General features: G+C 63.9%; 13 protein-coding genes. 7 read left to right on the top strand and 6 right to left on the bottom strand.

Annotated features, from left to right (window positions below; all coding sequences use genetic code 11):
- Positions 1–21 precede the first annotated feature (21 nt).
- The 4 genes from ACWGTI_RS19680 to ACWGTI_RS19665 form a co-directional block, all read right to left on the bottom strand.
- Positions 22–1,281 carry a sugar ABC transporter permease gene (locus ACWGTI_RS19680; protein ID WP_454588648.1) on the bottom strand — a complete coding sequence of 420 codons (1,260 nt, stop codon included), beginning with the start codon at positions 1,279–1,281 and terminating at the stop codon, positions 22–24.
- Positions 1,278–2,099: an ATP-binding cassette domain-containing protein gene (locus tag ACWGTI_RS19675; protein ID WP_454577349.1), complete on the bottom strand. Its 822-nt coding sequence runs from the start codon at positions 2,097–2,099 to the stop codon at positions 1,278–1,280. Before ACWGTI_RS19675 ends, ACWGTI_RS19680 begins: the two co-directional genes overlap by 4 nt.
- A gap of 152 nt (positions 2,100–2,251) precedes the next feature.
- Entirely contained in the window at positions 2,252–3,316 is a 1,065-nt protein-coding gene (locus ACWGTI_RS19670) for an ABC transporter substrate-binding protein (RefSeq protein ID WP_454577350.1), read from the bottom strand.
- A gap of 229 nt (positions 3,317–3,545) precedes the next feature.
- The gene (locus ACWGTI_RS19665; protein WP_454588647.1) at positions 3,546–4,430 is read right to left on the bottom strand and encodes an AraC family transcriptional regulator; all 885 of its coding nucleotides are present in this window, start codon (positions 4,428–4,430) and stop codon (positions 3,546–3,548) included.
- Positions 4,431–4,779: 349 nt separating this feature from the next.
- Here ACWGTI_RS19665 and ACWGTI_RS19660 point away from each other — a divergent pair, with 349 nt between their 5' ends.
- The 6 genes from ACWGTI_RS19660 to ACWGTI_RS19635 all read left to right on the top strand — a co-directional run bounded on the left by ACWGTI_RS19660 (position 4,780) and on the right by ACWGTI_RS19635 (position 10,261).
- Positions 4,780–4,965 carry a hypothetical protein gene (locus ACWGTI_RS19660; RefSeq protein ID WP_454588646.1) on the top strand — a complete coding sequence of 62 codons (186 nt, stop codon included), beginning with the start codon at positions 4,780–4,782 and terminating at the stop codon, positions 4,963–4,965.
- Between the two features lie 9 nt (positions 4,966–4,974).
- Entirely contained in the window at positions 4,975–5,997 is a 1,023-nt protein-coding gene (locus ACWGTI_RS19655) for a LuxR family transcriptional regulator (protein WP_454588645.1), read from the top strand.
- Between the two features lie 412 nt (positions 5,998–6,409).
- Positions 6,410–7,471 (top strand): maleylacetate reductase, encoded by a 1,062-nt coding sequence (locus ACWGTI_RS19650; protein WP_454588644.1) that lies wholly within the window; start codon positions 6,410–6,412, stop codon positions 7,469–7,471.
- A gap of 257 nt (positions 7,472–7,728) precedes the next feature.
- Entirely contained in the window at positions 7,729–8,610 is an 882-nt protein-coding gene (locus tag ACWGTI_RS19645) for a metal ABC transporter solute-binding protein, Zn/Mn family (RefSeq protein WP_454588643.1), read from the top strand.
- A gap of 42 nt (positions 8,611–8,652) precedes the next feature.
- On the top strand, positions 8,653–9,447 hold the full coding sequence (locus ACWGTI_RS19640; RefSeq protein ID WP_454588642.1) for a metal ABC transporter ATP-binding protein: 795 nt from the start codon (positions 8,653–8,655) through the stop codon (positions 9,445–9,447).
- Positions 9,431–10,261 (top strand): metal ABC transporter permease, encoded by an 831-nt coding sequence (locus ACWGTI_RS19635; protein ID WP_454588641.1) that lies wholly within the window; start codon positions 9,431–9,433, stop codon positions 10,259–10,261. The genes ACWGTI_RS19640 and ACWGTI_RS19635 overlap by 17 nt, the downstream gene beginning before the upstream one ends.
- Positions 10,262–11,157: 896 nt before the next feature.
- Here the strand turns inward: ACWGTI_RS19635 and ACWGTI_RS19630 are convergent.
- Positions 11,158–11,511, bottom strand: a complete 354-nt coding sequence (locus tag ACWGTI_RS19630; RefSeq protein ID WP_454588640.1) for a cupin domain-containing protein — start codon at positions 11,509–11,511, stop codon at positions 11,158–11,160.
- Between the two features lie 187 nt (positions 11,512–11,698).
- Here ACWGTI_RS19630 and ACWGTI_RS19625 point away from each other — a divergent pair, with 187 nt between their 5' ends.
- Positions 11,699–13,654, top strand: coding sequence for an acyltransferase family protein (locus tag ACWGTI_RS19625; protein ID WP_454588639.1), 1,956 nt, complete (start codon positions 11,699–11,701; stop codon positions 13,652–13,654).
- 185 nt (positions 13,655–13,839) lie between these two features.
- Here the strand turns inward: ACWGTI_RS19625 and ACWGTI_RS19620 are convergent, their stop codons facing one another.
- Positions 13,840–14,721, bottom strand: coding sequence for a transglutaminase family protein (locus ACWGTI_RS19620; RefSeq protein ID WP_454588638.1), 882 nt, complete (start codon positions 14,719–14,721; stop codon positions 13,840–13,842).
- Between the last annotated feature and the right edge of the window lie 99 nt (positions 14,722–14,820).

Raw genomic sequence — 14,820 nt, 5'->3', positions numbered from 1 at the left:
GTCCTCGTACTGTGATTGCGTTCAGGCGCGGCCGTGGGAAACCCGCGAGCGCCGTGCCAGGGAGTCGACGATGACCGCGATCGCCAGAACGGCGCCGGTGATCATGTAGCGAAGCGACGACGACAGATCGAGCAAGGTCAGCCCGCTGGCGATCGACTGGATGACGATGATGCCGAGCAGCGCGGAGTAGGCGCTGCCGCGGCCGCCGAACAGGCTGGTGCCGCCGATGACGGCCGCCGCGATGGCGTTGAGGTTGACGTCGCCGGTGCCGGCCTGCTGGCTGGCCGAGGCCAGCCGCGCCGCCGACAGCACGCCGCCAAGGGCGGCAAACATCGAGCACATGACGAAGGCGCTGAGATAGATCGAGCGCACCTTGATGCCGGCGCGGCGCGCTGCTTCACGGTTGCCGCCGACGGCAGTCATCGAGCGGCCCCATTGCGTGCGGGTCAGCGCATAGTTCATCGCCACCACAAGACCCACGAACAGGCCGAACATCCACGGTATGCCGCGCGCCTGGTTGAGGTAGCCGACGATCAGTTCGAGCAGGATGGTCAAGGCGGCGACGCGCACGATGAGGCCGCCAACCGACGGCGCCGACAAATTGACGGCGCGGCGGCGGCTGACGGTGCGCAGGCCGGTGATCAGCATGACGATGCCAGGAACTGCGGCCAGCGCATAGGACAGCCAATCCGGCATGACCAGCAACTGGCCGAAATTCACCAGGTTCGAACCGTAAGGCAGATTGATCGAGCCGGTGGAGCCGAGGATGTAGAGCTGCAGGCCGAGCACGGCGAGCAGACCGGCGAGCGTCGAGACGAAGCTCGGCATGCCGAGCCGGTTGAACAGCAGAGCATAGAGCGCGCCGATGAAGCCGCCGACGGCGAGTGCTGCGAGGATGGCGACCGCCACCGGCCAGCCCTGATTGACCCACAGCGTGCCGACCATGGCCGAGGCAAAGCCGCTGATCGAGCCGACCGACAGGTCGATCTCGCCAACCATCAGCACGCAGACGATGCCGAGCGCGATGACGCCGACGGTCGAGCAGTCGAACAGAAGATTGACGAGGTTGCTCGACGAGACGAACACCGGATTGAGGGCGGTGAACACGCTCCAGATGATGACCAGCCCGACGATCACCGGCAGCGAGCCGAGGTCGCCGGAGCGGACGCGGTCGAAGAAGGCGCTAATCGCGCCGCCGACGCCGGCCTGGTGCTTGACGCGCACGTCGCTGCGGTCGAGCGCCGTCGACGCGGAGGTGTCCTGCTTTGGCTCTGCGCTCATGGCCGCTGCTCCTGTGATTGCGCCTGTGCTGCCTTGCGCCGTTCGGCGCGGCGCGACACCGCATTGTTGGCGGCGCCGGTGATGGCGCTGACCAGTTCCTGGTTGGAGGCGTCGGGTTCGAAGACACCATTGTTGCGGCCTAATCTCAGCACGACGATGCGGTCGGCGACGGCGCGCACGTCTTCCATATTGTGGCTGATCATCAGCACGCCGAGGCCGCGTTCGCGCACACGGTCGATAAGGTTCAGCACCTCCGCTGTCTGGGCGACGCCGAGGGCGGCAGTCGGCTCGTCAAGCAGGATGACCTTGGGGTCGAGCAGCAGCGAACGCGCAATTGCCACGGTCTGGCGCTGGCCGCCGGACAGCGAGGCGACCGCCTCGCGGACGCTCGGAATACGCGCCGACAATTCGTTGAGCAGCGTCCAGGCGCGGATCTCCATCGCCACCTCGTCCAGCCGCAGCGGGTTGAGCTCCTTGCCGAGGAAGATGTTGGCGACGACGTCGAGGTTTTCGCAGAGCGCCAGGTCCTGGAAGACGGTGGCGATGCCGAGTGTCAGTGCAGCACTCGGGTCGGGCATGGTCACCTGCTTGTCGCGGAAATTGATGGTGCCCGAGGTCGGCTGGTGGACGCCGGCGAGGATCTTGACCAGCGTCGACTTGCCGGCGCCATTGTCGCCGACCAGCGCCACCACCTCGCCGGCATGAACATCGAGGTCGATGTCGGTGAGCGCCGAAACGGCGCCGAAATTCTTCGAAATGCCGCGCAGGCTGAGCACCAGCTCGCCTGCCGAAACCGGTCCGTCAGAGATGTCAGACATAGTGGCAAACCTTTCCGGATGACCGGTCAAGAGTGACTGCGAACTTCCGGCCACCGCAGGGGCGGCCGGAAGGCGGGATCAGGATTCTACGTCTTCCTTTTATGCATGTCGTTATCCCAAAACCGCTGGGCACTTTTGGGCGACATGCATTGTCAGTTGGTGATGCCGAGCTTCTTGCAGCCTTCGGCATAGCGGTCGACGCAAAGCTCTTCGGCGGTGTTGATCTTCTTGTCGATGATCTCGGCCTTGAGGTTTTCCTGCGTCACCACCGCCGGTGTGAACAGCTGCGAGGGCGTGTCGTAGAGGGTCATCTCGGCCTTCGGCGTCTCGCCCGACAGAAGCTGCACGGCGACGTTGGCGGCAGCGGCCGCAACGATCTCACTCGGCTTGGAGATGGTGTTGTACTGATCGCCGGCGATGATCAGCTGCAGGGCGGCGATGGTCGCGTCATTGCCGGTGACGGGCGGCACCGGATCGACGCCGGCTGCCTTGAAGGCGGCGATGGCGCCACCGCCGGTGCCGTCATTGGCGGCGACGACGCCGACGATCTGCGTGGAGAAGCGGGTGATCTGGCCGCTTGCCCATTGCTGCGCCTTCGGCGGCGCCCATTCCGGCGTGTCGAACTCGGCCAGGATCTTGTAGCCGCTGTTGTCGAGGCTCGAATGGATGCCCTTCTTGATCAGCCCGGCGGCCGCGTCGGTCGGTGAGCCGTTAATCTGCAGCAGACCACCGCTGGCCGGATCGACCTTCAGCGCCTTGAGATGCTCGACCAGCGAGTCGGCTATGGCCTTGCCGATGCCTTCATTGTTGAACGAGACGTAGAAGTCGGCAGGTGCCGTCGGGATCGGCCGGTCATAGGCGATCACCTTGACGCCCTGGCTCTGCGCCAGCTTGACCAGCGAGGCGGCGGCGGTCGAGTCGACGGGGTCGAGCACGATCGCCTTGGCGCCCTGCGAGATGACCGAATTGAACTGCTGCTGCTGGCGCGACGCGTCTGCATCGGCATTCTGGTAGATCACCTTGCAGCCGGGGCAGAGCTTTTTCATCTCAGCGGCAAAGCCGGGATAGTCGTGCTGCTCATAGCGGGTCGAGGCCTGGTCGGGCATCAGGAAGGCGACCGTGGCGTCGGTGACCGGGGCCGCGAAAGCGGCGGTGCCGCTGAGAAGCGAAAGCGCCAGCGCTGCGGCGCCGGATGATTTCCAAGCAAATCTGGTCATTCTGATATCTCCGTTTGAAGGAATGGTTTCACGAAGCCCTGTCACCACATGGCGCCGGGCCTTGACTGCAAGTCGGTCTGTTGCGAGGAATGACGTTGCACTTGATCCGTGCCACGCATCCTCTTGATATCGCTGGATTTCAGGACAAGCGATCTCCAGCACGGGGTGCCTCCAACGCACCCCGCGTCCTTTCTTCCCAAATGTCTAAAGCTCCTCCCGGTCCTCCCTATTAGGCGGCAATCTCCGCACTGATGTTTTCCGCCAGCAAAGCCCTGAAACGCGAAGGCGACATGCCTTTCTGGGTCAGGAACTGGCGGTTGAAATTCGAGATGTTGTTGTAGCCGGCGGCGTAGCAGATCTCGGTGATCGGCATGTCAGCCTCGCTCATCAGCAACTGGCAGGCGAGGTTGATGCGGAGCCGGTTGACGTACTGCACGAGCGCCATGCCGGTGTGACGGCGGAAGCTGCGCGAAAACGCGCTCGGGCTGCGTCCGGCAGTCGCCGCCAAATCGCTTTCGCTGAACGGCTCGGTCAGGTTGGCGTTGATATAGGCAAGCGCCTTGTTGACGCCGGCCGACATGAAGCCCGAGGGATCAGGCAGATAGCTGGCGCTGGTCAGGGTCCGCACATCGGCGGCGCGGCTCAAGATATCGATCGTTTCCATGAACAGCGCGATGCGGCGCACGCCTTGCGCCTCGACCAGTTCGGCCAGCACCGGCGCCGCGAGCTTCGCGGTGGCAGCCGAGAACAGCGCGCCGCGGCGGCTAAGCTCGAGAATGTTTTCACAACCGGCAAGTTCGGGTAACGCCGCCGTGGCATCGGCGATGAACTCTTGCGAGAATTGTACGACGCGGCCGCGCAACGGCACGCTGGTGCCGGCCGGCACATCGCTGACCCAGTTGTGCGGCAGGTTCGGGCCGGTGAGCACGAGATTGCCGGGTTCGAACTCGCCGATAAAATCGCCGACGAAATAGTGGCCGGTGGTGGCGACGACATGGTGGATTTCGTATTCGGGATGGAAGTGCCAGCGCACAGTGTGAAAGGGGTAGCCGTGGGCCCAGGCCTTGAACGACTCGCCACGTCTGATCTGGACGACTTCCAAGTCCGGATTCATATCAGTTCCTCCCGGCGCCGGTCCGGTCATGCGACCAGTTGCAGTGCCCTCTTCCGCAGGCCGCGTTTGCCGCTCTCTGCAGTGATCAAAGCTTAGGCGGCAATCCTTGCCGCCGCCACCACGGTGTGTCCACATCACTGATACTTTTTTGACATTTTTGCGGTCGAGGCAACGCGGTTGCGAGCAGGGCGGCGTGTTTGCGGGTACCGTAAACCGATTCCCAATCACAGCCGATCGCCGGGCCTGAAGGACCTGCCGGTTCCTTGGGTGTCGTCCGTACGCATGACAGGCCAGGGTGCCTGTCCGTGCAAGGATGCCTGAGATGAGAGCGCAAGGACCGGAGGACGTTATGGACATCTACAGTCTCGCCGCCACACACATTCATGCCGGTGCCCGACCGGGGCCGATGAGTGCCCAGGCAGAGGATCGATACTACTCAAGCCAGATCGTCCTGCCGCACTTGAGCCCGGGGCTGCTTGGGTCGTTCGCGATGACGGCCGGGCTGATCCTAATCCTCGGCACAACCCTGATCTGAGGCTGCCTTATGCTGCAAGATATCAGCCGTGTTATGTTGCGACCCGACCTCACGGGAGATCACGGGATGGGCGAAAGCGAGGACGACAAAGCCGCGATCCAGGCAGTGATCCGGGCCGAGACCGAGGCTTGGTTGCAGCGAGACTTCGAGGCGTTGGCGAGCCACTGGGTGCAGACGCAGCAGACCCGGCGGATGGAGGCCTTCGCCTCGCTGGGCATCCGGGTAGACGAAGGCTGGGACGCTATCGCGGCTCGACTTAAGAAGATCGTGGAGCGCTTTCCAGAGAAAAAGGCTTTCATGCAGCGCGTCCGCTGGGAGAAGGTCAACGTCGTCGTCGGCGGGAATATGGCTTGGGTTACCTACGACCAGATCGGGACCGATACCGGCGATGATCTGAAGCGCGTGCTCAAAATAATGCATCGGACCGACGGTGCTTGGAAAATCGGCTGCATGGTGATGATGGAGAGCACCGTCGAACAGGCGAACTGTCCGCTGATCGAGGTCGACGCGGATGCGCGGATCCTCTGGACGAACCGGCTGGCGCGGGAGCGGATGCGCAGCCATCCGGGGCTTGTCGCCAGCGCTGGGCGCCTGCGCGCCAGGCGGCGCGAGCGCGACCTGGCGCTTCGTGACACCGTGCGCATGGCCTTTGACGAGCTGCAGGGCCAGAGACCGCTGAGCGTTGCACCGAAGCAGGCCTGGGCGGTGGCACTTGGCGAGGACGTGGCGGGGGTGCCGCTCCACTGCTGGGTCCTGCTTGAGGACGGCAAGGCGCTGGTGTCGTTCGACGATGCCGAGACGGTCGCACGCCGGATCGATGGAGCGCGGGAGATCTATGGTCTCTCACCCGCGCAGGTCAGACTTGCCCGCTTGATCGTCGATGGCCACGACCTCGCGGGCGCCGCCAACCTCCTCGCTGTCAGCGTCAACACGCTGCGCACCCAATTGCAGCGCATTTTCGACAAGACCGGAGTGCGCAGCCAGGCTGCATTGATGCGTTCGCTGCTCAGCGCTGAGGCGCCGAACAAGTAGCACGGTGAGGGCGTCCCGGCTTTCGGCAGGCCGGGACGACACGCTTTCAGATCGATCAGATGCTTGAGGTTGTCGAAGCTCTGGCGGATATGCCCGGAGAAGGCATCGACGGCTGGCGCGCGCGGCGTGTCGGCGCGCCGAGCCAATATGGTCTATCAAATCGGGCGGAAATCATCATCTTGTATCCTGGCTGCGCGCTACCGTCCCTGGTGGGCGAAGGTGGAGAGAAACATGCCCCAGACCGGCAATGGGATCGTTCAAAGAGGCCTATTCCGCCAGCAGGGTCGCCCTGCCCCCGTTACAGGCCAGACCGGACCGGTCGGCGATTTCAGGCGGGTCGCCGGCAAGAGCGGTGATGGCGGGTCGCTCGATTTTGGCTCATGGTGATGGTGCTTAAGGGGAGCCGGGCGGCATGACGCGGCAGTTCACCTATTCCGGCAGTCCGGCACATATTGTCTTCGGCAATGGGGCCTCGTCGCAGGTCGCGGCCTGGATCGAAAAGCTCGGCTGCAGGCGCGCGCTGGTGTTGTCGACGCCGCATCGAGCGGCGGATGGCGAGGTGCTGGCGAAACGGCTCGGACCGTTGGCGGCAGGCGTGTTCTCGGGTGCGGCGATGCACACGCCTGTCGAGGTAACGGACGCCGCAATCGGCAAGGCAACGGAGGTTCAGGCAGACTGCGTCGTCGCCCTGGGCGGTGGTTCGACCACGGGCCTCGGCAAGGCGATCGCGTATCGAACCGACCTGCCGCAGATCGTCATTCCGACCACCTATGCCGGCTCCGAAGTGACCCCGATCCTCGGGCAGACCGAGAACGGCGAAAAGACCACGGTGCGCGATGCAAAAATCCTGCCGGAGGTGGTGATCTATGATCCGGAGCTGACCGTCGGCCTACCGGTGGCGATGAGCATCACCTCTGGCCTCAACGCCATGGCACATGCGGCCGAGGCGCTTTACGCGCGGGACCGCAATCCGATTTCGACGCTGATGGCGACCGAAGGGTTGCGTGCGCTCAAGGCTGCCCTTCCCGTGCTGGTGAAAGAGCCGAGAAATCTCGAAGCACGCAGCGATGCGCTCTACGGCGCCTGGCTGTGCGGCATGGTGCTCGGCACTGTCGGCATGGCGCTGCATCACAAGATCTGCCACACGCTGGGCGGTTCCTTCGACATGCCGCATGCCGAGACCCATGCGGTGATGCTGCCGCACACGATCGGATTCAACGCGGTGGCCGTGCCCGAGCTGCTCAAGCCTGTCACCGAGATCTTTGGCGGCAGCGCCGGCGGCGGCCTATACGATTTCGCCAAGGCGGTCGGCGCGCCGCTGTCGCTCAGGGAACTCGGCCTCAAGCAAGCCGATCTCGACCGTGCCGCTGAGATCGCTACCAGGAACCCATACTGGAATCCGCGGCCTTTCGACCGCGCCGCAATCCGCGCCCTGTTGCAGGACGCGTGGGAGGGAAGACGCCCGAAAAACTGACCATGGGTTAGGTAAAGCTGCAATCTGCTACAGCCGCGTGCCCAGCCCCTGCCCTTTCGCGCATCGGTGACAGGCACGGCCCGCCCCGCATGATCGGTGCGCGCCGCTCACGCTTTTGTGCGCGCAAAAAAGTTCGGCGCTTAAAAAGGCCATTGACACCGACCGTGCTTTCGACGCAAACGTTATATTGTTACTGTAATACAGTTACACGGCCCGCCTCTCCGGCGACGTACCTTCAGAGTGCAAGGAGACCACGCATGCGTCCCATTCCCTTTCTCGCCGCGCTGCTGGTTGCGGTGCCGCTGCTGACCGGGACGGCCGCCCGTGCCGAAGACAAGCTCACCATTGTGGCGGCGGAGAATTTCTATGGCGACCTCGCTCGCCAGATCGGCGGCAGCAGTGTCACGGTTACCAGCATCCTGGCCAATCCCGACGACGATCCGCATCTGTTCGAGACCAGCCCGTCGACGGCGCGCACCATCGCCGACGCCAAGATCGTCATCTACAACGGCGCCGATTACGATCCGTGGATGGACAAGCTGTTGTCGGCCTCGACAGCCAAGGACCGCACGACGATCATTGCCGCCGACCTGATCGGCAAGAAGTCGGGCGACAATCCGCATCTGTGGTACGACCCGGCGACGCTGCCGGCGATTGCCAAGGCGCTGAGTGCCGATCTTGCCAAGCGCGATCCGGCCAATGCCGTGCACTACGAAGCCAATCTCAAGGCCTTCCAGACCTCGCTCGAGGCGATCAACACGGAAATCGCCGACGTCAAGAAGGCCTATGGCGGCACCGGGGTGACCGCCACCGAGCCGGTGTTCGGTTACATGGCCGAAGCGCTCGGCCTGAAAATGCTGAACTATGATTTCCAGGTGACCCTGATGAACGATGCGGAGCCGAGCGCAACCCAGGTGGCGGCGTTCGAGAACAGCCTGAAGGATGGCTCGGCCAAGATCCTGTTCTACAATTCGCAGGTGACCGATGAGGCAACGACAAGGCTGCTCGACATTGCCAAACAAAACAAGGTAACCGTCATCGGCGTCACCGAAACCGAGCCGGCGGGACAGACGATCCAGTCCTGGTTCGGCGGCCAGATCGACGCGGTCCAGAAGGCACTCGCCGCCCGCACACAGTGAACGTGACTGCCAATGAACGTGATTGCCAATGAACGTGATTGAATGAACGCAATCGAGTTTGACAAGGTCACGCTGACCTACGGGGGACGCCGGGTTTTATCCGACGTCTCCTTTTCGATTCCGCAAGGCGCCTTTGTCGGCCTGCTCGGCGCCAATGGCGCCGGCAAGACGACGATGCTGCGCGCCATACTCGGGCTGATCAAGCCGGCCGGCGGCGCCATCTCGGTGCTCGGCAAACCGCCGACGCGCGGCAATGCTGCGATCGGCTACATGCCGCAGGCGCGGCGTGCGCTTGCCGATGTCGGCATCAGCGGGCTCGACTTCGTGCTGAGCGCTGCGGGCGGGCATCGCTGGGGCTGGCCGGTCCCGTCTGCCGCCGAGAAGGAGGCCGCCTGGAAGGCGCTCGAAGCGATCGGCGCCACCGATCTTGCGCGGCGGCCGCTGGCCGAACTTTCCGGCGGCGAGCGTCAGCGCATCCTGATCGCGCAATCGCTCATCGGCGATCCGCAACTGCTTTTGCTCGACGAGCCGCTGATCAGCCTCGATGCCGCGCACCAGCGCGCGATCATCGATCTGGTGCATGAGATCGGCGAGCGGCTGGGCATCGCCGTGCTGTTCTGCTCGCACGAGATCAACCCGCTGCTGCGCGCCGTCGACCGCGTGCTCTATCTCGGCAACGGCAATGCGGCGATCGGCTCCGTCGACGAGGTCATCAGCGGCCCGGTGCTGTCGAAACTTTACGGCACCCACATCAATGTGGTGCGGGTTGCCGGCCGTATTTTCGTCATGGCCGACGATGTCGAACTGGAGAGCGGGGCGCATGTCCACGATCTTTGACTATGAATTCATGCGCAACGCTTTCTATGCCTGCACCATCGTCGGCATCGTATCCGGCGCGGTCGGCTATTTCCTCGTGCTCAGGGGGCAGACCTTCGCCGGCCATGCACTTGCCCATGTCGGCTTTCCCGGCGCCACCGGCGCCGGACTGATCGGCCTGTCGCCGTTTTTCGGCCTGACCGTGTTCACCATCGTCGCCGGCATCGGCATCGGCCTGCTCGGCGAGCGTGCGCATCGCGACGTCGCCATCGGCATCGTGCTGACGCTGTCGCTCGGCCTTGGCCTGCTGTTCCTGCATTTCTACACCGCCTTTGCCTCGCAGGCGACCAACGTGCTGTTCGGCAATGTGCTGGGCATCAGCCTGCGCACCGTCATCGTGCTTGCAGTGCTGGCGGTGGCGATCCTCGCCGCTTTGGTGCTGATCGCCCGGCCGCTGCTGTTCGCCAGCCTGCAGCCGGAACTGGCCGAAGCGCGCGGCGTGCCGATCACCCTGGTCTCGATCCTGTTCATGGTGCTGGTCGCCGTCGCCACCTCCGAGGCGGTGCAGATCGTCGGCGTGCTGCTGGTCTTCGCGCTGATGGTGGCGCCCGCCGCCACCGCGCTCAGGCTGACCAGCGGCGTCGCCGCCGGCGTGCTGGCCTCGATCGCGCTCGCCGTGGTCATCGCCTGGATCAGCCTGTCGCTCGCCTTCCTGACCGACTGGCCAACGAGCTTCTGGATCACGGCGCTGGGCGCTGCCGCCTATGTCATCAGCGGCATAGCGCGGCGCTCCGCAGCGGCGCCGAAGCCTCGATTGGCCGACGGCAATTCATGACCGAACCCTCTGCGTGACAGACCGGCGTGACCGGCTTGCGGGCCAAAAGTGACCCTGGGGCAAATACACCCAAAAAAAGTCAGGTTGAAAACCGCCTTTCCTGAAACGTTTCAGCCGGGAAAAACAAGTCGATTCAAGCGCCTAGATGACGACCTGCAGGTGGCATTTCGCTTAGCCCCGAGCTCTCAAAAAGCCCAGAAAACCGCCATTTCCACCACTGTTCGCAGCGACGAATGGCACCCGCGCGCCGGATTTGAAAAGGCGCCGGCAAGAGTGAAGATCGACCTTCCGGCACCTTGGCGGCCGCCGTTGACAGGTCGCGGGGATGCATGCGTATACCAAGCCATGGGTCACGCCATGGCCGTGGCGGTTGAGACGGGGCTGGGGGGTTTCGTTACAACAGCATTGACGGCCCGGCGCCGGACGAGCGGCATGCACTCAGCGGAGTGCGCCGCTCGCTCTTGGCTAACGCGCCGGCGACCCGACAGCAGTCCTGGCCCTGCGAAAAGTTCCGGGCATTGGCTGCCAAACCTAGCCGCGCGATCTGGGTTCAGGCTTGTCCGACGTATCCGATGGATTTGCTGACAGTCTGGCGGAACGCTGATCATCAAGCTGATCGTGACGTCGCACCGCCTTCTTCTTGGCCTCAGCCGCAACAGCAGTGCCAGTAAGCTTCGGCTTTGCCGCAATCGCATAGTCGGCTCTATTCGTTCGGTAGTCCGTTTGAATGACCATCTGTTTTGATACTCCTGATGGACATAAACGCGGTCGAGCGCCAAGACGTTCCAACTGCTGTAGCGCCCTCATTGGCGACTGGCGCCCCATCGTCCTCTCGGGCCGACGACGTCGATCAGGCAAGCTTGAGGATGTCGATCAGGCAAGCCTGACGACGTCGATCAAGCAAGCTTGACGACGAAATGCTTGGTCACCGGCTCGAGGATCTTCCATGTGCCCTTGAAATCGGCTTCGACCACAAACGCATCGCCGGGGCCAACCTCGACCGGCGCGCCGCCATCCGGCGTGATGATGATGCGGCCGGCGATCATGTGTACGAATTCGTAGTCGGTGTAGGTGGCGTGGTAAGTGCCGGGCGAGGCCCGCCAGGTGCCCGACATCACCTTGCCGTCGGCGGTGGTGTGCTGCACGGCGGTCTGCATGGTCGGGCAGCCCTCGACAGCAACCCAGCCCGGCAGGTCTTCGCCATCGGCATGCTCGACGGCGCCGAATTTGAGGATGGTGGTGTTGGTCATGGAGGGCTCCGTTCTGCCGGCATTGGCTGCCGGTTGGATAGCCGATGCCCATGACAGGAGCAACGTCGGCGGCGAGCCGATCTCCCCTTATGTTGCACTGCGTTAGATTTGTTGCATTGCGATATCGGCGCATGGGGCCGACCCTTTGCCAGGGTGGGATTTTAACGAACTACACGAGGTTTCGATCGTGTCAGCATCGTTCCGGCCTGATATCGAAGGGTTGCGTGCACTGGCGGTGGCGGGCGTGATCGCCTTTCATTTCGGCCTCAGTGGACTGCCCGGCGGCTTTGCCGGCGTCGACATCTTCTTCGTCATCTCGGGTTATCTGATCACCCGCCACCTGCTCGCCGAACTCACCGAGACCGGCCGGCTGAACCTGTGGCGCTTCTACGCCAGACGCGCCCGGCGGCTTTTGCCGGCGTCGCTCTTCGTCATCCTTGCCACGCTGGTGGCCGGCGCCTTCATCCTGTCGCCGGAGGAACAGTCGCTCTATTCCAAGGGCGCCATGTACGCCTCGGCCTACATGATCAACCTTTGGCTGATCCGCTGGTCGTTCGACTACTTCGCGGCGGATGCGACCAGCAACCCGTTCATCCATTTCTGGTCGCTGTCGGTGGAGGAACAGTTCTATCTCGCCTGGCCGGCGCTGCTGCTGCTGGCGGCATGGCTGCGTCCCGGCAAGCGCGGCGCGATCCTGGTGATCGGCATTGCCGGCCTCATTTCGTTCGCCGTCTGTGCCTGGCTCACCACCATGGCGCAGCCCTGGGCCTTCTATTTCTCGCCGCTGCGCGCCTGGGAATTCGCCGCCGGCGGGCTGGCGACCATGGTGCCGCAGAAATTCTGGCAGGACCGCCCACGTCTCGCCGCGCCGCTGGCATGGCTCGGCCTGGCATTCATCGGCGGCGCCTATCTCAGCTTTAGCGAGGACGCCCCCTTCCCCGGCTTCATGGCGCTGATGCCGGTGGCCGGCACCGTGCTGTTGCTGCTGGCGGGAGCGGCCGGCGCCAGGAATGGCCCCAGTGCCGTCCTGGCGCTGCCGCCCCTGCAGTGGGTCGGCAAGCTCTCCTACTCGCTCTATCTCTGGCACTGGCCGGTGATCGTCTATGCCGCGACGCTGGTGCCCGAGCTTTCGCCGCTGCAGCGGCTCGGCTGCATGGCGCTGACGCTGGCGCTGTCGCTGTTCACCTACCATGTCATCGAAAACCCGATCCGTCGCAACGGCTGGCTGATGGCCAACGCGGCGCGGGCGCTGGTGCCGGCTGTCCTCCTCACCGGCACCGGCGTCGCAGCCGCCTACGCCAATGCCAGGCTGGTCGTCCACGATCTCGACCCACAGCAGCGCAGCATCGCCGCCAGTGCGGCGCGCCCCTCCACCGCCCGCAAAGCCGGCTGCGTTCTCAGCTATGAGACGGTGACGCCAAAACCTTGCATGTTCGGAACCAGAACCGCCGGGCACACGATTGCACTGTTTGGCGACTCGCACGCCGACCACTGGTCGACGCCGCTGATCGAAGCGGCTGAGAAAAACAACACCAAGGTCGTCACCTGGCTCAAATCGTCCTGCCGGGCCTCGCGGATGACGGTCTGGGTGAGCAAGCTGAAACGCGACTATACCGAGTGCGACCAGTGGCGCGAGCGATCGATCAGGCAGATCATCGCCGCGCGGCCGAGCCTGGTGGTGATTTCGGAGATCGCGCAGTCGAGTTTGCGCAAGATGTCGGTCGGCATGCAGATGCCCGAAAGCCGGGATGCCGAGGCGCGGACCGGCCTGCGCGCGACGCTGGAAGCGTTCAGCCGGGCCGGGCTGAAGGTCGCCTTCATCCGCGACGTGCCGTTCAACGACGACCATGTCGACACCTGCGTGGCGCGCGCGCTGTGGCGCGGGCAGACGCCGTCGATGTGCGACCAGAAACGGACCGAGGCCGCCAACGACGCCGGCGCGGCGATGGAGCGCGACATCGTGCGCACCGTGCCCGGCGCCAGCTACATCGACCTGACCAACCAGTTCTGCGACCAGAACACCTGCCACGCCTTCATCAACGGCAAACTCGCCTACCGCGACCGCCACCACCTGGCGACCCCGTTTGCGGAATCGCTGGAGCCGGTGGTGGAACGGGCGGTGGTTGAGAGGGTGGTGAGATGAAAACAGCGGGGGCGCTGGCGGCCTGACCTTTCTCCTCGAGGGACGGGTCACATTGCTCCGATCCGTCCCCTCCCGGATCGGGCAAATGCGGGTGAGAGGTGTTCCCCAGGCTGGAACACATCTCACCCGGCTCCAGCCTGTCGGCGGCCACTATACGAACGCCAGGCCGGCCACGCCGAGCGCGCCTATGCGCCGGTTTCCTTGGCCACCTTCACATCAACGGTCATCCCCAGAAAACTCGACGCACTGCCGGAGTAGCTTCCAGAAAGCGGTATGGCTTGTCGAGGATGCCGGGCCACGGCCACCCTGATCAAATCCCGGTTGCCGACAATGCCATTGGTGGGATCGAACTCGACCCAGCCGGCGCCGGGCAGGTAGACTTGGCACCAGGCATGCGTCGAGCCTCCGCCGCGCACATCCGCACTGTCGCGGCTCGGCACATAGACGTAGCCGGTGACGAAGCGGGCGGCGAAGCCGAGCGAGCGAACCGCCTCCATCATGAAAAGCGCAAAGTCCCGGCATGTGCCTTTGCGCAGATGCAGGGTCATCAGCGGCGGCTGCGTCCCGGTTTCGACCCTTCGGGAATAGACGAAGCTCTCGTGGATGGCGTAGCAGAGCGTCATCAGCAATTTGCCGGTTTCGGTGTGTCCCGTGGCACTGACGAACTGTCGCGCCCATTTGCCGACCTCGTCGTCGTCGTCGAGATGATGGCGCTCCATTGTCTGAGCGAGGTCGGCCGCCTCGTCGGGATCGTAGGAGAATGGATAAATCAGCGCGGTCTCATCGATGCGGAAATCGGGCGCATGCTGCGGCGTGTGATCGAGCCGGATGTCTGTGGCGAAACGGAGTTCCTTGGCCGAACCCTCGAAATCGATCACTGCAACGCAATTGCCAAAAACGTCATGGATCCAGCCAACCGCCTTCGGTTCGGGGTCCACGGACAAAGCATGGTCCAGCAGCCGCTGATCGAAACTGTCGCGCGGCCGACACATCACCCGATGCTCGCCAAAGCTCACGGGCTGGCGATAGCGATAGACGGTCGTGTGCTTGACTGAGAAGATGGGCATCGGCGCTCGTCGGCAAATTCACCTGCCGCGCAATCATATAATGTTTTCCTCATACTTCCGATGGCTCTTGGGTCGGAGCCGACCCGACCTATTCCGCTG

The organism is Mesorhizobium sp. ArgA1 (assembly GCF_053714375.1).
Note: the sequence above shows the minus strand (reverse complement) of the source record. Positions and strands in the feature narration are given on the sequence as shown.